Below are 19,341 nucleotides of genomic sequence, written 5' to 3' on the forward strand. Positions count from 1 at the left end.
GCAGGGCACTTACAGGAGGGCCCTGCGCTCCGCGTAGTGGCAGGCCGCCGGGTGGCCGTGACCCCGGTCGACCAGCTCCGGCGGCTGCTCGATGCAGGCCGTGCGTTCGGACTCCGTCAGCTCGTTCGCGAACTTCGGGCAGCGGGTGCGGAAGCGGCAGCCGCTCGGCGGATCGGCCGGGCTGGGCACGTCGCCGACCACGGTGATCCGCTCGCGGGCCCGTTCCTTGCGCGGGTCGGGCAACGGGATCGCGGAGATCAGCGCCTGCGTGTAGGGGTGGGCCGGGCCCTCGAACAGCTCCTGGGACGTGCCCGTCTCGACGATCGTGCCCAGGTACATCACAGCGATGCGGTCGGCGATGTGGCGCACCACCGACAGGTCGTGCGAGACGAACAGGTAGGACAGGCCCAGCTCGGACTGCAGCTCGTCGAGCAGGTTCAGCACGCCGGCCTGGATGGAGACGTCCAGCGCGGACACCGGCTCGTCGAGCACAAGGACCTTGGGGCGCAGCGCGAGCGCCCGCGCGACGCCGATGCGCTGGCGCTGGCCGCCGGAGAACTCGTGGGGGAACCGGTTGCCGTGCTCCGGCTTGAGCCCGACCGTGCGCAGCAGGTCGCGCACGACGGTGCGGCCCTCGTCGCCGTAGAGGCCGTGGATGCGCAGCGGCTCGGCGATGATCTCGTTGACCGGCATCCGCGGGTCGAGCGACGCGTACGGGTCCTGGAACACGATCTGCAGGTCGCGACGCAGCGCTCGCATCTGCGATCGCGAGAGCGACGTGAGCTCGCGGCCCTGGTAGAACACCTCGCCCGAGGTGGCGGGCTGCAGGTTCAGCAGCACGCGGGCGGTGGTGCTCTTGCCGCACCCCGACTCACCGACGAGGCCGAGGGTCTCGCGCTCCGCGAGGTCGAACGAGACACCGCAGACGGCGTGCACCTCCCCGACCTGGCGGCGCAGCAGGCCGCGGGAGCGCACCGGGAAGTGCTTGACGAGGTTGCGGACGCTCAGCACCGGCGGTGCGGCGACGGGGGCTGCAGTCATGACAGGTCGTCCTGGGGTTCGAGGTCGGCAGTCTCGCGCACGAACTCCGCGAGCGCCGCGGTGTCGGCGACCCTCGTGCCGAACAGCTGCCCCGCCTCGGCTCCCACGAGCTCCTCGGAGAAGTGGCACGCGGCCGTGTGGTCCGGGCTGGTGGTGGGCTCCAGCGAAGGCTCCACCTCGTCGCAAATCCCCCGGGCCAGCGGGCATCGTGGGGTGAACGGGCACCCGGACGGCATGTTGACCAGCGACGGCGGTGCGCCGGGGATCGGGGTGAGCCGCTCGGACGGGCGGTCGAGCCGCGGGAGGCTGCCCAGCAGCCCGAGGGCGTACGGCATGCGCGGGGTGTAGAAGACGTCCTCGGCGCTGCCGCTCTCCACGAGCTTGCCCGCGTACATCACGAGGACGCGGTCGGCCCGCCCGGCGATCACGCCGAGGTCGTGGGTGATCAGCACCATGGCGGCGCCGGTCTCCTCGCGGGCGGTGTCGAGCGCGTCCAGGATCTGCGCCTGCACGGTGACGTCGAGCGCCGTGGTCGGCTCGTCGGCGATGATCACGTCGGGGTCGTTCGCCATCGCGATCGCGATCACGACCCGTTGCCGCATGCCGCCCGAGAGCTCGTGCGGGTAGCTGGCCAGCCGCGCCTTCGCGTTGGGGATGCGCACGATCTCCAGCAGCTCCGCGGCCCGCTTCAACGCCGCGTCCTTGCTCACGTCGTGGTGGGCGCGCACCGCCTCCGCGATCTGGTAGCCGATCGTGTACACCGGGTTCAGCGACGTCATCGGGTCCTGGAAGATCATCGCGATGCGCCGGCCGCGGACCTTCGCCAGCTCCGCGTCCGGGGCGCCGACCAGCTCCTTTCCGCCGAACCGCACGGAGCCGGCCACCCGTGCCGTGCCGGGCAGGAGCCCCATCACGGCCATCGACGTGACCGACTTCCCCGAGCCCGACTCGCCGACGATGCCGAGCACCTCACCCCGGCGCAGCTGGTAGCTCACGCCGCGCACGGCCTGGACCAGCCCGTCGTCGGTGGGGAACCCGACGGTGAGCCCGTCGACCTCCAGGACGACGTCGCGGGACGCTCGCGCGACCTCGCCCTCGGTCTGGGCCACCGCCAGCAGGTCCTCCTCGGGCGGGGTCATGCGCGCACCTTCGTCTGCTGCGGGTCGAGCGCGTCCCGCAGGCCGTCGCCGATGAAGTTGATGGTCAGGGCGATCAGGATGATGAACAGGCCGGGGAAGTAGAACAGCCACGGCCGCGTGGTGAGCGCCGTCTGCGCCTCGCTGACGAGGATGCCGAGCGACGTGTCCGGCGGGCGCACCCCGAAGCCCAGGTAGGACAGCGACGTCTCCAGCAGGATCGCGAGCGCCACGAGGACCGTGGCGTTGACGATGATCGATCCGAGCGCGTTGGGCACCAGGTGCCGGAAGATGATCCGCGCGTCGCTCGCGCCCAGTGCCTTCGCCGCCTCGATGAACTCCTTCTCCCGCAGCGACAGCACGACGCCCCTGGCCACCCGGGAGACGTACGCCCAGTACAGCCCGGCGATGACCACCGAGATGAGCCACCACGAGCCGCCGAAGTTGTGCGCCAGCATGGCCGCGACCGCCAGCAGCGGCAGCGTGAGGACGAGGTCGGAGACCCGCATGAGGATCGTGTCGACGACCCCGCCGAAGTACCCGGCGACCGCACCCCACACCGTGCCGACGACCGTGGAGAAGAGCGCCACCAGCACGGCGATCTGCAGCGAGATCTGGGTGCCGCGCAGCACCTGCGCGAACTGGTCCTTGCCGGCGGCATCGGTGCCGAACGGGTGGTCGAGCGACGGCGCGTCGGACTTGTCCGGGGTGAACTGGCCGAAGTCGTACTTCCACAGCGCGCCGCCGACGTAGGCCAGCAGGACCAGCAGCACGAGCACGACGAGGCTGCCCACGGCGAGCCGGTGCTGCATGAACCGGCGCAGCACGAGCTGGAACTGGCTGCGCTCCGCGATGGTGAACTCGCGGTCGGGAGCCCGGGTGCCGGGCCCGGTCTCCGGCGCCGCCACCGGCGTCTCGGGCGCTACGGGCTCAGGCATAGCGGATCCTGGGGTCGAGGACGGCGTAGAGCAGGTCGGCCAGCAGGTTGAACACGATCACCACAGTGGCGGTGACCAGCAGCCACGCCATTACCACGTACACGTCGTCGCTGTGGATGGCGTTGAGCAGCAGGTCGCCCATCCCGCGCCACTGGAACACGGCCTCGGTGAGCACGGCGCCGCTGATGATCGAGGCCAGGTCGAGTGCCGTGACCGTGGTGAGCGGGATCAGCGCGTTGCGCAGGGCGTGCTTGACCATGACGCGCCGCCGCGACAGGCCCTTCGCCCTGGCCAGCCGCACGTAGTCGCTGTTCATCACCTCGAGCATCGCGGAGCGCTGGTAGCGGCTCCACGCGGCGTACGAGATCAGGGCCAGCGAGATCGTGGGCAGGATCATGTGCCCGGCGATGTCGGCGACCTGGGCCCCGAAGCCCTCCGGTAGTGGCACCGACGCGTCGCCGATCGTGTAGACGACCTGCTCGTCGACGGCGTTGTTGAAGTCGATCCCCGCCTGCTTGAGCAGGATCGCGAGCCAGAACGCCGGCATCGCGAGGAACAGGAAGCCGAGGAAGGTGGCCGTGTAGTCGGTCTTCGAGTACTGCTTCACCGCGCTGATCACGCCGATCACGACGGCGAGCACGAGCGCGAGGATCATCGCGACGGCGATCAGGCGGATCGTGACCATGAACCGGCCCGCGACCTCGGAGCCGATGTTCAGGTTCGACTGGACCGACGGCCCGAAGTCACCCCGGAAGAGCCCGGTGAGCCACATCCAGTACCGCTCGAGCAGCGGATGGTCCAGGCGCAGCCGCTCGGCCTCGAGAGCGATCGTCTCGGGCGGCGGGGGCGGGTTGCGCGTCAGCAGCGGCGACAGCGGGTTCCCCGACAGCGACGCGAGCATGAAGACGATGAACGTCGAGATCAGCAGGATCGGGAGCGACACCGCGATCCGCCGCACGGCGAAGGCAAGCATGGGGGATCTTCCGGATGGTCGGTTCGGCCCGTTTTCGGGAGGCTACGCCGCCCTCGGGGTGGCCGCTGCGGAAGCGCGGCCACCCCGGGAGTGGGAACTCAGCCTGCCGGGCGCAGGCCCCATTCCTCGACGTTGTAGGTGGGGCCGTCGAGCGAGGAGTTGTTCCGGACGTTCGCCACGTCGTCCTGGGCCGCGATGATCGTCGGCTTCTGGTACAGCGGCAGCACGTAGGAGTCCTCGGCGAGGATCCGGCCGGCCTCGTTGAGCGTGTCGCGGGCCGCGGCGAGGTCGGTCGAGGTGGCCGCCTCGTGCATCAGGCGGTCGACCTCGGGGTTGTTGTACTTGCCGTAGTTGCTGGACGAGGTGCTGTTCCAGGTCTGCTCGGCGTTGCTGAACGACGCGGGCGTCTGCACCCAGGCGAAGACGATCAGGTCGTAGTCACCGCTGCTGGTGGTGCCGCCGAGGTCGTCGGTGGGCACGATGTCCAGGGTGATGCCCAGCGGGCGCACCTGCGCCTGGATGAGCTCCACGGTGGTCTGCCGGATCGCGTTGCCGACGGTGTAGCGGATGCGCAGCGGCGGCACGGCGCGGCCGTCCGGCCTCGTCAGCTGCTGGCCCTCGGCCACGTTCGTGTAGCCGGCATCGCTGAGGATCTTGCGGGCGGCCTCGACGTTGCCGCTGCCCTGCTCGGGCGGCAGGTAGTCCTCGTAGCCGTCGATGCCCGGCACGAACATGTGGCTCTTGAGCGGCGTGACGTCCTCGTTGAACTGGCCGACGGTCGAGTCGATGATCGACTGGACGTTCGTGGCCGCGAAGATGGCATCGCGCAGCGGCTCGTCGGCCAGGTACTCGTTGGCCAGGTTCAGGTCGAGGTGCTCCCAGGTGAGCCCGAGCCCCTGGAACTGCGACACGCCAGGGATGTTCTGCACCTGCTGGACGAGGTCGACCTGCGGCTGCGGGTAGATGACCTGCACCTCGTCGTTCTGCAGCGCCACCGGCTCCTGCGACGCCTCCGTGATCACGCGCATGATCAGCTGCTGCAGCGGGGGCTTCGTCGCGCCGTACCACTTCGGGTTGGGCGTGAGGGTCAGCGCGACGTTGTCCTGCCAGTTCGACACCTGGAAGGGCCCGCCGCTGTAGGTCGGCACGGTGGCGCCGAACCACTTCCACGCGGCCGCCAGGCCTGCGGGGGTGTTCAGGTCACCTTGCTGCGCAGCGATGTGCGCCGGGTACAGCGGCGTGCCCGACGCGAAGAGGTTCTTCCAGTCGGCGTACGGCGTGGCGAACACCAGCGTGACGGTCTTGCCGCCGTCCGAGCCGGTGAGGGAGGAGATCTGGTTGTAGCCCGCATTCTGGGCCGCGGCGCACTCCGGGCAGTCCTTGCCGTTCATCGTCTTCCACTGGAAGACGAAGTCGTCGGCGGTGATCGGTGTGCCGTCGCTCCAGACCGCCTCTGGCTTGATCTTGTAGACGATCGTCTGCGGGTTCGTGCTGGTCTGCTCGGCCGAGACGAGGAGGTTCTCGTTGAGCACCTGCTTGAGGTCCGGCGTGGTGGTGAAGGTCCAGGGCAGGAACGTCTTGACCGCCAGACCGGTCTCGAAGACGTTGCCCTCCGAGGAGTTCAGGTTCCAGTTCGGGAGGTTCTTCTCGATCGCGAACGTGAGCGAGCCACCCTGCTGCAGCTGCGCGGCCGGCACCGCGTTGCAGGTGGTCGGGCTGGCCTTGCAGTCCTGGTAGACCCCGCCCTCCGAGGCGTCGCCATCCTCGCCGCCGCCCCCGCCGCAGGCCGCGAGCACCAGTGTCGCCACCGCCGCGACCGCGGCGAGCGATGCAGCCCTCGATCTCCTCATCGGTCTTCCTGACCTCTCTCTGCTGGACCACCCCGATCGGGCGTCCCCGTCACCAGCTCGGCGAAGCCCGGCCCATGTCACGAACCGGCGCACCGACCCAGGGCACGGTAGGAAGCGCGTCTGCGCCCGTCATCCGCCGCCACTCGATCGTGACCAAAGGGTGACCAGAGCCGTACTGAGCGACAACATTCCATTACCTCGCGGTAACTTACTCCGCGGTCACCGCGCCGGGGCGCGCCACCTCTGGGCCCCGGTCACCGGTCCGGACGCGAGCGGTCCCGGCCCGATGCCCGTCGCGGCCTCGCCCGCCGGGGTGCTCACCACGAGGTTCACGGGCTGGAACAGCGGGAGGAACGGCAGCTGCGCCCACAGCACCTGTTCGACGGCGCCCGCCGTCTCCGGGCGAGGGCTGGCCGACACGAGCTCGTCCAGCGCGGGGCGCAGTGCCGGGAAGCAGAACCCCGCGGGCGGGCGCGGCGGCTCGGGCACCAGCGCGGTGGGGGCGGGGCAGCCGTAGTCGGAGGCGAGCTCGCTGCCCAGGTCGCCGCCGACGGTGCGCGGTAGCACCATCAGGTCGACCTCCACGCCGCCCGGCGTGGCGGGCAGCGCCGACGTCGTGGTGGCCGGCGTCGTCGGCGTGGTGGGTGGAGCACCCGGGGTCTGCGCCGGCTGGGCCGGGGTGGTGACCGGGGCTTCCGGCTGGGCCGTCGGCGAGGGCGTCGGGCTCGGGCTCGGCGGGACCGCGGGCACCGCGGCCTGCCCGAACAGGTCAACGGCCGACGGGCCGACCAGTGTGACCTCGATGCCCGCGGCGTCGAGCTGCTCCGCGACGGCGCGGGCCACGTCGACGTCCTCCAGCCGCTCGTTCGCGGCTCCGATCACGAGGGACACCGGACCGCCCGCGACCGCCCACCGGCCCGTCGTGAGATCCCGGCTCCAGCCGGCGCTCGCGAGCAGCTGGGCCGCGGCGGCCGGGTCGTGGCGCAGCGGCGCGTCCGGCGGTGCGGTCGACGCGTACCCCGGCTGCGACGGCGCGAGGCCGAACGCGTCGGCGGCCAGCGACTCGGGGGCCACCGCGGTGCGGATCGCCTCCCGGTCGAGCAGCATCGCGATCCCGCGCCGGACCCTGGCGTCCGCCAGCGGCCCGCCGTCGGCGCGCATCCCGAGCTGCGTGACGATCGGCTTCGGCGCCAGCTGCAGCTCGGGGGCCGGTTGCAGACCGCCGAGCGCGGTGCGGATCGTCGGCTCGGCTTCCGGAAGGGCCACGTCGACGTCCCCCGCGGCCAGCGCGGGAGCCAGCTCCTGCGGCCCGAACCTGCGGAGCAGGAGCTGGTCGAGCACGGTCGGGGTGTCCCAGTACAGGTCGTTGCGGGCGAGCATGACCTCCCCGCGGGCCCGGTCGACCGCGGTCACCCGGAACGGCCCGCCGGACGCGGGAACGCCGTCGGTGAGCGCACCCGTCCACGAGCCGGGGGCGTCCTTGAGGATGTGCGCGGGCAGGAGGTCGGAGAACAGGTGCTGCCACGCCGGGTAGGGGTGGGAGAACACGACGTCGACCGCCTTGCCGCCGGCCCGCGACCGCACCTGGGTGATGAGCTGGTAGCCGGCGGCGTCGGTGACGCCCGGCTGGCTGCGCATCTGCTCCCAGAGGTAGACGAAGTCCTCGGCGGCGATCGGCGCGTTCGTCGACCAGGAGGCCTCCAGGTTGAGCTCGTAGCTCACCGTGAAGGGCTCGGTGGCCGTGACCTCGGCGCTCGTCGCGATCGTCGGGTCGAGGCGCATCGTGCCGTCCGCGTCGGGGCGGAACACCGACGGGAGCACGAGCGTGGCGAGCGCCGTGGTGACCGGCGACTGGTGGGCGATCAGGTGCGGGTTGAAGCCCGCCCCCATGTCGTCCACCCCCACCACGAGCCGCGTGGGCTCGGACTGCGGGGTGGGGATCGGTGCGGGCGGTGGCGGCGGGACCGGCTCGTTCGAGCAGGCCGCCAGCGCCACGACGAGCGCCAGGACCAGCGCGGCACAGCCCGACACCCGCATCCTCATGCCCTCCACCGTATGGAGGGCCCGTCGCGTTCGATCAGCGGGGGTTGCGCGCCCTGGCCCGCTGCCGCGCACGGGTGTGCGAGTCCAGCTCGACCTTGCGGATCCGCACCGACTCCGGCGTGACCTCGACGCACTCGTCGGTGGCGCAGAACTCCAGCGCCTGCTCCAGGTTGAGCACGGTGGGCGGCGTCAGCTTCACCAGCTCGTCGCCGGTGGACGAGCGCATGTTGGTGAGCTTCTTCTCGCGCGTGATGTTGACCTCGAGGTCCTCGTTGCGCGTGTACTCGCCGATCACCATGCCGTTGTAGACCTGGGTGCCCGGCCCGACGAACAGCACGCCTCGGTCGGCGAGCTGGTCGACCGCGTACGCGGTGACCGGCCCCGAGCGGTCGGACACCAGGGAACCGCGCTGGCGGGTGCGCAGCTCGCCCACCCAGGGGCCGTAGCCGTCGAAGACGTGGCTCGCGATGCCCGCGCCGCGCGTGATCGTGAGGAACTCGGTGCGGAACCCGATCAGCCCGCGCGCGGGCACCCGGTAGTCCATCCGCACCCGGGACTCGCCGTGGACCATCTGCCCCAGCTCGCCCTTGCGCGCCGCCACCAGCTGCGTGACGGCACCGAGGTGCTCAGTGGGCACGTCGACCGACAGCTGCTCGAACGGCTCGTGCAGCCTGCCGTCGATCATGCGCGTGACGACCTCCGGCTTGCCGACGGTGAGCTCGAAGCCCTCCCGGCGCATGGTCTCCACGAGCACGGCGAGGGCCAGCTCGCCGCGGCCCTGCACCTCCCACGCGTCAGGGCGCTCGGTGGGCAGCACGCGCAGCGACACGTTGCCGACCAGCTCGGCGTCGAGACGGCCCTTCACCTGGCGGGCGGTGAGCTTGGTGCCCGGGTGCTCGTCGCGCCCGACGAGCGGTGAGGTGTTGATCCCGACCGTGACGGCGATCGCCGGCTCGTCGACGTGGATGCGCGGGAGCGGCACCGGGTTCTCGGGGTCGGCGAGGGTGTCGCCGATCATGACGTCGGCGATGCCGGCCACGGCCACGAGGTCGCCCGCGCTCGCCGACTCGGCGGGCACGCGCTCGAGGGCCTCGGTGCGCAGCAGCTCGGTGATCTTGACCCGGGTGGTCGACCCGTCGGCCTGGCACCACGCGACCTGCTGGCCCCTGCGGATCACGCCCGCCCGGACCCGGCACAGCGCGATGCGGCCGAGGAAGCTCGTGGCGTCGAGGTTGGTGACGTGGGCCTGCAGAGGCGCGTCCGGGTCGTCGGCGGGCGGCGGCACGGTCTCGGCGATCACGTCGAACAGCGCCTCGAGACCGGGGTCGACAGGCAGGTCACCGTCGGCGGGGCGGGTGCGGGAGGCGCGCCCGGCGCGACCGCTCGCGTAGACGACGGGCAGGTCGAGCAGCTGGCCGGTGGTGTCCTCGTCGAGCTCCAGCTCGTCGGCCAGCTCCAGGAGCAGCTCGAGGCTCTCGTCGACGACCTCGGCGCAGCGGGCGTCCGGCCGGTCGGTCTTGTTGACCACCAGGACGACCGGCAGGCCTGCGGCGAGGGTCTTGCGCAGCACGAAGCGCGTCTGCGGGAGCGGACCCTCGCTCGCGTCGACGAGCAGCACGACGCCGTCGACCATGGACAGGCCGCGCTCGACCTCGCCGCCGAAGTCGGCGTGACCCGGCGTGTCGACGACGTTCAGCGTCATGCCGTGCCAGTCGATCGCCGTGTGCTTGGCGAGGATCGTGATGCCCTTCTCACGCTCCAGGTCGCCGGAGTCCATGATCCGGTCGACCACGGCGGCGCGCTCGCCGAACGCGCCGGAGGCGCGGAGCATGGCGTCGACGAGGGTGGTCTTGCCGTGGTCGACGTGCGCGACGATGGCGACGTTCCGCAGCCGGCCGCCCGGTTCGCGGGACGCGCCGGACCGCTGCGCGGGGGCCGCGAGGGTGGATGCTGCTGTGCTCACACTTCACGGTAGCCCGCCGCACCGCCACCCCTGCGCTGGGAGTGAGGACAGCCTCACCTCCACCTCCCGGTGGAGGGCCCGATCCGGGCGCAGAGGTGGTGGAGATCACGCTGCGCGCAAGCTCGGGAGGCGGCTGCCGACAGGAGCGCCTTGCCGGCGAGCGTGGGGTTGCGCCGGTGTGCGGCGAGCACCTCGGCCCAGCCGATCTCCGGCAGGGCGCGCCGGAGCAGCAGCTCGCCCGCCGGTCCGCCGAGCTCCGCGGCGGCCTCCAGCACGGTGAGCCCGACGGCGGTGACCGGAAGGCCGCGGCGCTCGGCGCGGTCGGCTGCGTGGAGCCGCCCGCACCGCACGGCGACGCCCGGCCGCGCCGGCCGGCGCGTCGCGGCGATCACCCCCAGCGTCGGTGGCGCTTCGGCGAGCAGCCCGTGCCACCACGCGGCCGCGGCCCCCGACAGCACCGAGCCGGCACCCGCCCACAGCACGGCCGCCCGGGCCCGCGCCTCGTCGCCGGGTTCGTACCCCGTCACGAGGTAGACGCGCGGGTGCAGGGGCCGCCAGCGCCGCGTCCGCACCAACCGGTCGACCTCCGCCGCACCGAGACCGCTCCGCAGCGCCTGCTCGCGGGAGATCACACCGGCCTGCCGGGAGAGGAGGGGCTCCAAACGCATGCCGGCATGGACGGAACCGGTAGCCGCCCGGTTCCACCTCGTTCACGGTTGCGAACGGCCGCGCCGGGGCTCAGCGGACCCCGGAGCAGCCGGGGGCCTCATCCCGGAGCAGGGCCACCAGGTCGGCGGCCACCGCGCGGTCGGCGGGCACCCAGTCGAGCTCGGGCACACCGGCCGCGTCGACCCACTGCAGCGCCGCGTGCTCGAGCGGCTCCGGCTCGGGGCTGCCCGGGGCCAGCTCGGCGGTGTGCACGCGAAGCAGGACGTCGGCGAGCGGCAGGTCCGTGCCGAGCCGACCGGTGGCGCGGACCTCGGCACCCAGCTCCTCCCGCAGCTCACGGACGACGGCGTCGGACTCGGTCTCCCCCCGCTCCACACGCCCACCCGGCAGCTCCCAGCGTCCCGCGAGCTCGGGGGGCCGGGTGCGCTGGGCGGCGAGCACGGCCCCGTCGCGCAGCAGGGCGGTGGCGACGACCACCGGCCGGGCGGTGACCTCCGCCGCCCGCTCGACCAGCGCATCCGCGCGCGCGGCCAGCAGCCGCAGCACGAGGCTGCGCCCGAGCACCACGTCGCCGAGGCGCCCGAGCGGGCCCAGCGGTGACGTCCAGCTCAGCTCGTCGAGCAGGAGAGTGCCCGCTGCGGTCTCCGTGAGGGTGGAGCGGTGCCGCAAGGCGCGCAGCGGCCCGGAGACCAGCACCGACTCCAGCCCCGAATGCGACACGGCCGTGATCCGCGTGCGCAGCGGCACCCGGACCCCGGGGGCCAGGCGCACCTGGATCCGGACGGTCTCGCCGAGGCACACCAGCCGGCCGGCCATCGCGAACCGGTGACCGCAGCGGCGCATCGCCTCCGCCGACACCTCGGCGTCGCGCAACAGCCCCGCGACGGTGCGCCGCGGGGCGTCGATCAGCACGGTTGACCGCAGTACGGGCACCTCCCGATCGTGTCAGCGACCGCCGAAGATCACTGCGGGGGGCGACATCGCGACCTCACCTCGCCACGACCAGGTGAAATAGCCGTGGGACTGGCGACCGCTGCCGCACCCCGCTCGTACCGTGATCCACATGGCTCCAGCCGAGCAGCCGCCGATCGCCACCCCCGCGTTCGCCGTAGTACGCCGCGGTTACGACCCGGATCAGGTGGCGTACCACCTCAGCCGGGTCGACGCCGAGATGACGATCCTCGCCGCCGACCGCGCCGCCGCCGCCGAGCAGGCTTCCCAACTCGGTCAGCAGCTCGCGGCGTGCCGCAAGGAGCTGGGCTCGGCGCACGCCGAGATCGAGCGCCTGCGCACGGAGCTGCGGGCGCTGGCAGGCCCTCCGGACACGATCGACAGCATGAACGAACGCCTGCAGGTGATGCTGCGCCTCGCCAAGGAGGAGTTCACCACCCTGCGGGCCGACGCGTCCGCCCATGCCGCCGCCCACGCCGCCGAGATCATCGCCGCCGTCGGCGCCGAGGCGGGCGACCTGGGCGGCTTCGGCTTCGACGAGGCGGAGCTGCGCGGCCCCCGCGACGAGGAGGAGCTCGAGCGGATGCGCCGCGAGGCCGCCGCCGAGCGCACCCGCCTCGACGAGGAGGCCGCCGCCCGGCGCGCCGCGGCCGAGGAGGAGTTCCGCCAGATCCTCGCGCTCCGCTGCCGGGAGGCGATGGCGCAGCTGGCGAAGCTGCAGACGGAGGCGATGCGCAGCGCCCGCCGCGTCATCGAGGACGCCGACGAGCAGGCCCGCGCCGCCCTCGTCGACGCGAAGGAGGCGGTGCGGCAGACCGTCGAGGACGCCCAGCGCGAGGTCGACGACCTGCAGAGGCTGCGGCTGCACCTCGCCGCCCAGCTCGACACGAGCCGTCAGCTGCTCGACCGGGCCATTCCCGAGGGTCGCGCCGCAGGCGGCGGTGATGCGGGCTCCGCGAACGGTTCCGGCCAGCGCTCGACGCCGGCGGCCCAGCACACGCCCGCCCAGCAACCACCGAGCCAGCAGCCGGCACCCGAGCAGGCCGCATCCCAGCAGGCGGCGCCCCAGCAAGCGGCACAGCCGGTCGATGGAGATTCGCCCGGGTCGGCCCCCGCCCAAGCCGAGTCCCCGGCGGCCCCGGCGATGGCCGGCGCGGAGCCCGGCGGCCGGCACGAGGCCGAGCAACCCCTCCCCCCGCCCGTGCTCCCCGCGCTCGCGGTGCCGCCGGGATGGCCGGTCCAGCCCGGCTCGATCCCGGTCGCCCAGCTGGCGAGCCCCGAGCTGGTGCGCCACGTGGACGCCGGGTCCGCGCTCGAGCAGCCGCGGTCCGGGCTGGCCGAACTGGGGCTCATCACAGACACCCCCCGGGCACAGCCGATGCGGATCCCGCCGCGCGACCTGGAGAGCTCGGACGTGCCCGGACCCTCCCGCATCCCGGCCGAGGAGCAGGACCAGCAGGTCGCACCGCCGCGCCGCTACCCCTGAGGCGCCGGAACGCCGGGGTCGCCGAGCAGGACGTCGGACTCGCGGGTGTCGGGCGGAGTCCAGCCCGAACACGGCGGGTCCGACACCTCGGCACGGCGAGTCGGGCGGGGCGGCGCCGTGAGTCCGGCACAGCGGCCGGCAGCTACGTCGTCCGGCTGCTCAGCGCGGGCCAGCGCACCTCGATGCGCCCGCCGCCGGTGGGCGTCGCGCCTGCGGAGACCACGCCACCGCGGCCGTGCACGAGGGCCGCGACCAGTGCCAGCCCGAGGCCGGCCCCGCCCCCGGCTCCTGCCTCGGGGGAGAGCCGCACGAACCGGTCGAAGATCCGCTCGCGGTCGGCGGCCGGGATGCCCGGCCCGTCGTCCTCGACCAGCAGCCGGACCACCCGGCCCGCCGGCAGGATGCTGATCCGCACGAGCGAACGGGCGTAGCGGCGCGCGTTGGTGATGAGGTTGTCCAGCACCAGCGCCACCTCCGACGGGCTGGCGCCGACCTCGGCGGGGGTGGGCGCCACGAGCTGCAGGACCGGATCGTCGAGGCGGTTGCACCGGGACCCGCCCCCGGCCCGGTCGATCGCGGCCTGCGCGGCGGCCACGAGGTCGACCGGTTTGGCGGGCGGGCGCTGCCCCGCGTCGGCACGGGCCAGTGCGAGCAGGTCGGAGAGCATCGTGGTGAGCCGCGTGGCCTCGTCGACGACGGCGCGCAACGTCTCGTCGGTGAGGTCCGGGTCCGGGTGGGCGACGGCGACCTCCGCCTGGGCCCGGATCGCGGCCACCGGGGAGCGCAGCTCGTGGGCGGCGTCGCCGGTGAACCGCTCGAGCCGGGCCACCGCCTCGTCGCGCCGGGCGAGCAGGGCGTTGAACTCCTCGGCGAGCGCGCGCAGCTCGTCCTGCGCCAGCGGCACCGGCAGGCGCTCACCGGGTGGGAGCGCCGCCGCCGCGACGCGCATCCGATCGACGGGACGCAGCGCGGCCCGGGTGGCCGCCCAGGCCGCTAGCGCGACGACGATGGCCACGATCAGCGCGCCGAGGACGAACCCGACGGCCGCGTTCGCCAGCAGGATGGCGCCGCCCACCAGGTCGGACGTCACGACGACGAGCCGCGGTGAGCCGTCCGGCATCACGGCGGGGACGGCGAGCCAGCGGCGCAGCTCCCTGAAGTCCCCGACGACGAACGGGTCGCCCGCCGCGAGCGCGCGGGTCTGGTCGGGCCGCAGCGGCAGCGCCGGGCCACCGTCGACGGGCACCCCGGACATGTCAACGACCCGCAGCTCGAACCGCCGGACCTGGGCGGGCGGGGTCCCGGCGGCCAGCTGCTCGGCGACGGCGCGGGCGTCGGTGCGCAGCTCGGCGTCGGCCGCGCCGAGCATCGTCTCGTAGAGCAGGCTGACGCCGAGCCGGCTCAGCGCGAGCATGCCGAACAGTGCGACGCACCCGACCACGAGCGTAATGCGCAGCCGCAGCGGCCGACCCGACCACCACCTGCGAAACCTCGTCACGGCGACTCGACGATGTACCCGTAGCCGCGGACGGTCTTCAGCACGTGCCCGGCGCCCACCGCCTCGAGCTTGCGCCGCACGTACCCGACGTAGACCTCCACGACGTTGCGGCTGGCGGCCTGCTCGTCGCCCCACACGAGGCGCAGGAGCTCGTCCTTCGCGACCGCCGTGTCCGGGCGGCTGGCGAGCGCGTGCAGCAGGGCGAACTCGCGGGGCGACAGCTCGACGACGTCGCCGTGCCAGCTCACCGAACGCGCGGCCGGGTCGACGAGCAGCGGCCCGAGCCGGACGCGCTGACCGGTGCGGCCGAGTGCCGCGTCGCGGCGGCGCAGCATGGCCCGCAGCTGGGCCACGAGCACCACGAACGCGAACGGCTTGACGAGGTAGCCGTCGGCCCCGAGGTCGAGTCCGTCGGCCTGGTCGAACTCGCCGTCCTTCGCCGAGAGCAGCAGCACCGGCGTGTCGACACCGGCAGCCCGCAGCTGTTCGAGCACCCGGTACCCGGAGAGCCTGGGGAGGATGATGTCGAGCACGACGGCGTCGAAGCTCCCGGTGAGGGCGGCCTCCAACCCCGAGAGGCCGTCGCCGACGGCGACCACCTCCATGCCCTCGGCCGTGAGGCCGCGTGCGACTGCCGTCCGAATGCCCGGCTCGTCGTCCACCACCAGCACGCGTGCCACGCGGCGGACGCTACCCGCAGCCGCGTTCGCACACCTCAGAACACTCTCAGCGCCCGTCAGTCACGCTATGCCTCATGGCCACCGCGCGCAGCAACAGGATTGGACGCACGGCCGCCGCCGGGATCGCAGTGGCGGGGGCCGTGGGGCTGGGTCTGCTGGCGGTTCCGGCGGGGGCAGGCGCACAGCCGGCGCTCCCGCCCGTCGACCCGGAAGAGCTGGTCCGGTCGGTGCTGGCCGCCGATCCGCAGCCGCTCGCGGGCGTCGCCGAGCTGGACAACGGGCTCGGGTTGCCTGCGTTGCCCGGCGTGCCGCAGGCCGCGAACGGCACGAGCACGGCACGGATCTGGTCCGACGGCGACCGCCGGGGCCGCGTCCAACTTCCCACCGAGTCGGGTGAACGCACGCTCGTGTCGGACGGCGAGACGTTCTGGTCGTGGAACTCCGAGGACCGCACCGTGCGCCGGATGCCCGAGGGCGAGCACGAGCGCGACTCCGCCAACGCCGACCCGGGCGCCGCGGCGGCCGAGGCCCTCGCGAAGCTGCGGCCCACGAGCGTGATCAGCGTCGACGGCACGTCCGATGTCGCAGGCCGCCCGGCCTACGACCTCGTCCTCGCGCCGGCCTCGACGGAGCGCACGCTCCTGCGGGAGGTCCGGGTCGCGGTGGACGCCGAGCACCGCATCCCGCTGCGGCTCACCGTGCTGGCCACCGGGTCGACCGATCCCGCGCTGCAGATCGGGTTCACCGACATCGAGTTCGGCCCACAGGACCCGGAGCTGTTCCGGTTCACGCCTCCGCCGGGGGCGAAGATCGAGGACGCACGGCCGGGGGAGCACGGGGAACGCGACGCCGAACCGACGATGGTCGGCGACGGCTGGGACACTGTCCTGGTGGCCGCCGCTCCCGAACCGGACGCCGAGCGTCCCGAGCTCGCCCAGCTGGGCCGGCCGGTCACCGGGCCGTGGGGCAGCGGGCGGCTGATCACGAGCGCGGTGGCGAGCGTCATCGTCACCGACGACGACCGGATCGCGATCGGCGCCGTTCCCGAGCAGGTCCTCACCGAGGCGCTGGCCCGGTGACGGTCGTGCCATCGGTCGACGCGGCGCCCGCTCCGGCGGGCGCCGCTCCCGTCGGGGCGGTCGCGGCACGCGCGATCGGGTTGCGGAAGGAGTTCGGCCGCACCGTCGCCGTGGACGGCATCGACCTGGAGGTCCCCGCGGGCTCCGTCCTCGGGATGCTCGGGCCGAACGGCTCGGGCAAGACCACGCTGATCCGGATGCTGCTCGGCCTCACGCGGCCCACCGCGGGCTCCGCCGAGCTCCTCGGGGAGCCGGTACCTGAGGGCATCGACCGCGCACTCCCCCACGTCGGTGCGCTCGTCGAGGGCCCCGGCTTCCACTCGTTCCTGTCCGGGCGGGAGAACCTCTGCCGGGTGGCGACCATGGAGCCGCTGCTCGGCAGGCGCGAGATCCGGAACGCCGTGGACGTGGCGTTGAAGCGGGTCGGGCTCGCCGACGCCGCCGACCGCAGGTACCGGGGCTACTCGCTCGGCATGAAGCAGCGCCTGGGGCTGGCCGCGGTGCTGCTGCTGCCGCGCAAGCTGGTCGTGCTCGACGAGCCGACCAACGGGCTGGACCCCGCCGGCACCCGCGACGTCCGGCGGATCATCGCCGAGCTGCACGCAGCGGGCACCACGGTGATCGTGTCCTCGCACCTGCTCGCCGAGGTCGAGGCCACGTGCACGCACGTCGCCGTCCTGCAGGCCGGTTCGCTCGTCGCGGCGGGCGAGCTGCGCTCGCTGCTGGCCGCGGGCGCCACCGGGCTCGTGATCACCACCCCGCACATCGACCTCGCCCTGCGCACGCTGCGCGGTGCGGGTGCCACGGCCTACCGCGCGGAACGGACCAGTTCGGAGGAGCAAGCCGTGGTGGTCGCCGACGACGGCCCGCCGGCGCCCGAGCTGATCGAGCTGCTGGTACAGGCCGGCGTGGCCGTGCACGAGGCCCGCCGCAGCCGCACCAACCTGGAAGAGCTCTTCGCCCGGTTGACCGAGGAGCCCGCGTGACGACCGCCGTCCTCCCCCGCACCGAGTCACCGCGCAGCGTCCCGGTGAGCCGGCTGCTCGGCGCCGAGCTGCGCTGGGTGCTGCGCCGTCCGCGGACGCTCGTGCTGCTCGGGGTGTTCGCGCTCGTCCCCGTGCTGATCTCGATCGGGGTGACGGTGGCGGGCGACGGGCCGGGCCACGGCCTGATCGGCGCTGTCGCCGGCAACGGGCTCATGCTGCCGGTCGTCGCGATCACGGTCTCCCTCGCGCTGCTGCTGCCGCTGGCCGTCGCGATGGTGGCCGCCGACGCGATCGCGGGCGAGGCCGCGCAGGGCACCCTGCGCGGGCTGCTGCTCGCGCCGGTCGGGCGGCTGCGGCTGGTGGCCATGAAGGCGTTCGGCGTGCTCGTGGTCGCCACCCTCGCCGTGCTCGCGCTGGCCGTCGTGGGCGTCGTCGCGGGGATGGTGGTCGTGGGCCGCCCGGAGGGCCACCTCGTCACCCTGTCCGGCACCACCCTCGGCGTGGGAGACGCCCTGGGACGGGTCGCACTGGTCGTGGCCTGGACGATCGGTCAGCTGGCCGCGGTCGGCGCGGTGGCACTGGCCATCTCCGCGTTCACCGAGCACCCGTCGGTGGTCGTCGCCTCCGTGCTCGGCGGGCTGATCGTGTGCGGCGTGCTGTCCGCCATCCCCGCGCTGGAGTGGCTGCAGCCCTACCTGCTCATCACCGGCTGGAGCGCGAGCGCCGACGTGCTGCGCGACCCGATGCCCCTCGCCGACCTGGTCACGAGCACCCTGCGCGCCCTCTGCTACCTCGCGGTCGGTGCCGGACTCACGGTGTTCCGGATGCTGCGCCACGACGCGTAGCGCCGGTCGTTCAGCTGCTGCGCTCGAGGATCGCCGCGACGAACGCGTCCGGGGCCTCCAGCGGCAGGAAGTGACCCACACCGTCGACCGGGCGGACCTCGACGTCCGAGTAGTGCTGCCCGACCCGGTCGGACCACTCGCGCGGGAACAGCGAGTCCTGCTCGGGCCACAGCACGGTCGTCGGCACGGCGACCCTGTCCTCCGGCGCCGGGGTCCGCTCCGTCAACGACCGCGCGACGGTGCCCGCTCCGGCGCGGTACCAGCTGATCGACGCGACGAACGCGCCCGGCCGGGCATAGGCGTCGGCGAGCCGGTCGAGCTGGGCCGGATCGGGGGTGTAGTCCGGACCGGACCAGTGCGACCAGAAGTGCTCCAGGTACGCGTGCACGGCGTCGCGGCGCCCGTCGATCAGCCGCTCGGCGAGGTCGAGCTGGTGGAAGGCCTGGTACCAGTACTCGCGATGGGCGAGCGGGGAGAGCACCCGCTCCCCCACGCCGGGCACCGGCGGCGACACCACGAGCGCGCGCACGAGGTCGGGCCGGGACCGCGCGGCGACCTGCGCCGTGCGTGATCCCACGTCGTAGCCGGCGAGGACCACCGGCCCGAGGCCCAGCTCCTCGACCAGTGCCAGCACGCTGCGCGCCTGCTCCTCGGCGCCGTACGCCTGCGGCGGGGCGTCGGCCGGCCCTTCGGACTCGCCGAACCCGCGCAGGTCCGGCACCACGAGCCGGTGCCGTCCACGAAGGCGCGCCACGACCTCCCGCAGGTCGTGCCGGTCACCCGGCCAGCCGTGCAGCAGTACGACCGGGTCTCCGGCACCTGGGTGATCGTCGTAGGCGAGGCGGAACCCGTCGACCGGGGAGCTGATCGGCACATCCGCACAGTAAGCGGCAGGATGGCGCCATGCCCAGGCTGCTGGACGACGACGAGATCACTGCCGCTCTCGGGGATCTCCCCGGCTGGGAGCGCGAGGACGACGCCCTGGTGCGCACGGCTGCACTACCGTCGTTCCCCGCCGCGATCGCGGTGGTGGACCGGGTCGCCGCGATCGCCGAGGAGCGCGACCACCACCCGGACATCGACATCCGGTGGAACACGCTGACGTTCCGCTGCTCCACGCACTCCGCGGGCGGCATCACGCGGCTGGACGTGGAGTTGGCCACGTCGATCTCGCAGGAGATCGACGCGGCCAACTCCTGACGG

General features: G+C 73.4%; 17 protein-coding genes. 5 read left to right on the forward strand and 12 right to left on the reverse strand.

The window, feature by feature from the left end:
* Positions 1-9: 9 nt before the first annotated feature.
* From FB388_RS29385 to FB388_RS40960, 9 genes are all read right to left on the reverse strand, one after another.
* Positions 10-1,041: an ABC transporter ATP-binding protein gene (locus FB388_RS29385; RefSeq protein ID WP_142105347.1), complete on the reverse strand. Its 1,032-nt coding sequence runs from the start codon at positions 1,039-1,041 to the stop codon at positions 10-12.
* A complete protein-coding gene (locus FB388_RS29390; RefSeq protein WP_142105348.1) occupies positions 1,038-2,180 on the reverse strand; it encodes an ABC transporter ATP-binding protein in 1,143 nt (380 codons plus the stop codon). Before FB388_RS29390 ends, FB388_RS29385 begins: the two co-directional genes overlap by 4 nt.
* Positions 2,177-3,115: an ABC transporter permease gene (locus FB388_RS29395; RefSeq protein WP_142105349.1), complete on the reverse strand. Its 939-nt coding sequence runs from the start codon at positions 3,113-3,115 to the stop codon at positions 2,177-2,179. Before FB388_RS29395 ends, FB388_RS29390 begins: the two co-directional genes overlap by 4 nt.
* Positions 3,108-4,088 (reverse strand): ABC transporter permease, encoded by a 981-nt coding sequence (locus FB388_RS29400; protein ID WP_142105350.1) that lies wholly within the window; start codon positions 4,086-4,088, stop codon positions 3,108-3,110. Before FB388_RS29400 ends, FB388_RS29395 begins: the two co-directional genes overlap by 8 nt.
* Before the next feature lie 98 nt (positions 4,089-4,186).
* The gene (locus FB388_RS29405; protein ID WP_142105351.1) at positions 4,187-5,938 is read right to left on the reverse strand and encodes an ABC transporter family substrate-binding protein; all 1,752 of its coding nucleotides are present in this window, start codon (positions 5,936-5,938) and stop codon (positions 4,187-4,189) included.
* Between the two features lie 219 nt (positions 5,939-6,157).
* Positions 6,158-7,981, reverse strand: a complete 1,824-nt coding sequence (locus FB388_RS29410) for an ABC transporter substrate-binding protein (RefSeq protein WP_211362262.1) — start codon at positions 7,979-7,981, stop codon at positions 6,158-6,160.
* Positions 7,982-8,015: 34 nt separating this feature from the next.
* Complete coding sequence (gene typA, locus FB388_RS29415) at positions 8,016-9,944, reverse strand: translational GTPase TypA (protein ID WP_142105352.1); 1,929 nt, start codon at positions 9,942-9,944, stop codon at positions 8,016-8,018.
* A gap of 53 nt (positions 9,945-9,997) precedes the next feature.
* Positions 9,998-10,612 carry a type IV toxin-antitoxin system AbiEi family antitoxin domain-containing protein gene (locus FB388_RS29420; protein WP_142105353.1) on the reverse strand — a complete coding sequence of 205 codons (615 nt, stop codon included), beginning with the start codon at positions 10,610-10,612 and terminating at the stop codon, positions 9,998-10,000.
* Between the two features lie 70 nt (positions 10,613-10,682).
* Positions 10,683-11,546: an NUDIX domain-containing protein gene (locus FB388_RS40960; protein ID WP_281290490.1), complete on the reverse strand. Its 864-nt coding sequence runs from the start codon at positions 11,544-11,546 to the stop codon at positions 10,683-10,685.
* 130 nt (positions 11,547-11,676) lie between these two features.
* Here FB388_RS40960 and FB388_RS29430 point away from each other — a divergent pair, with 130 nt between their 5' ends.
* Complete coding sequence (locus FB388_RS29430) at positions 11,677-13,050, forward strand: hypothetical protein (RefSeq protein ID WP_142105354.1); 1,374 nt, start codon at positions 11,677-11,679, stop codon at positions 13,048-13,050.
* A gap of 142 nt (positions 13,051-13,192) precedes the next feature.
* Here FB388_RS29430 and FB388_RS29435 read toward each other — a convergent pair whose 3' ends face one another.
* On the reverse strand, positions 13,193-14,464 hold the full coding sequence (locus FB388_RS29435; protein WP_142105355.1) for a sensor histidine kinase: 1,272 nt from the start codon (positions 14,462-14,464) through the stop codon (positions 13,193-13,195).
* An 80-nt stretch (positions 14,465-14,544) separates the two neighbouring features.
* Positions 14,545-15,219: a response regulator transcription factor gene (locus FB388_RS29440; protein ID WP_170225936.1), complete on the reverse strand. Its 675-nt coding sequence runs from the start codon at positions 15,217-15,219 to the stop codon at positions 14,545-14,547.
* An 83-nt stretch (positions 15,220-15,302) separates the two neighbouring features.
* On the opposite strand from FB388_RS29440, the gene FB388_RS29445 reads away from it, so the two are divergent.
* From FB388_RS29445 to FB388_RS29455, 3 genes are read left to right on the forward strand one after another with little or no spacing between them, the layout of a single operon-like run.
* Positions 15,303-16,307 (forward strand): LolA family protein, encoded by a 1,005-nt coding sequence (locus FB388_RS29445; RefSeq protein ID WP_142105357.1) that lies wholly within the window; start codon positions 15,303-15,305, stop codon positions 16,305-16,307.
* A gap of 5 nt (positions 16,308-16,312) precedes the next feature.
* Positions 16,313-17,293, forward strand: a complete 981-nt coding sequence (locus FB388_RS29450) for an ABC transporter ATP-binding protein (RefSeq protein WP_246122619.1) — start codon at positions 16,313-16,315, stop codon at positions 17,291-17,293.
* Positions 17,290-18,138: an ABC transporter permease subunit gene (locus FB388_RS29455; protein ID WP_142105359.1), complete on the forward strand. Its 849-nt coding sequence runs from the start codon at positions 17,290-17,292 to the stop codon at positions 18,136-18,138. The genes FB388_RS29450 and FB388_RS29455 overlap by 4 nt, the downstream gene beginning before the upstream one ends.
* A gap of 10 nt (positions 18,139-18,148) precedes the next feature.
* Here FB388_RS29455 and FB388_RS29460 read toward each other — a convergent pair whose 3' ends face one another.
* Complete coding sequence (locus FB388_RS29460) at positions 18,149-19,012, reverse strand: alpha/beta fold hydrolase (RefSeq protein ID WP_142105360.1); 864 nt, start codon at positions 19,010-19,012, stop codon at positions 18,149-18,151.
* 29 nt (positions 19,013-19,041) lie between these two features.
* Here FB388_RS29460 and FB388_RS29465 point away from each other — a divergent pair, with 29 nt between their 5' ends.
* Positions 19,042-19,338: a 4a-hydroxytetrahydrobiopterin dehydratase gene (locus tag FB388_RS29465; RefSeq protein ID WP_142105361.1), complete on the forward strand. Its 297-nt coding sequence runs from the start codon at positions 19,042-19,044 to the stop codon at positions 19,336-19,338.
* Positions 19,339-19,341 lie beyond the last annotated feature (3 nt).

It is taken from the genome of Pseudonocardia cypriaca, assembly GCF_006717045.1.
Taxonomy (GTDB): domain Bacteria; phylum Actinomycetota; class Actinomycetes; order Mycobacteriales; family Pseudonocardiaceae; genus Pseudonocardia; species Pseudonocardia cypriaca.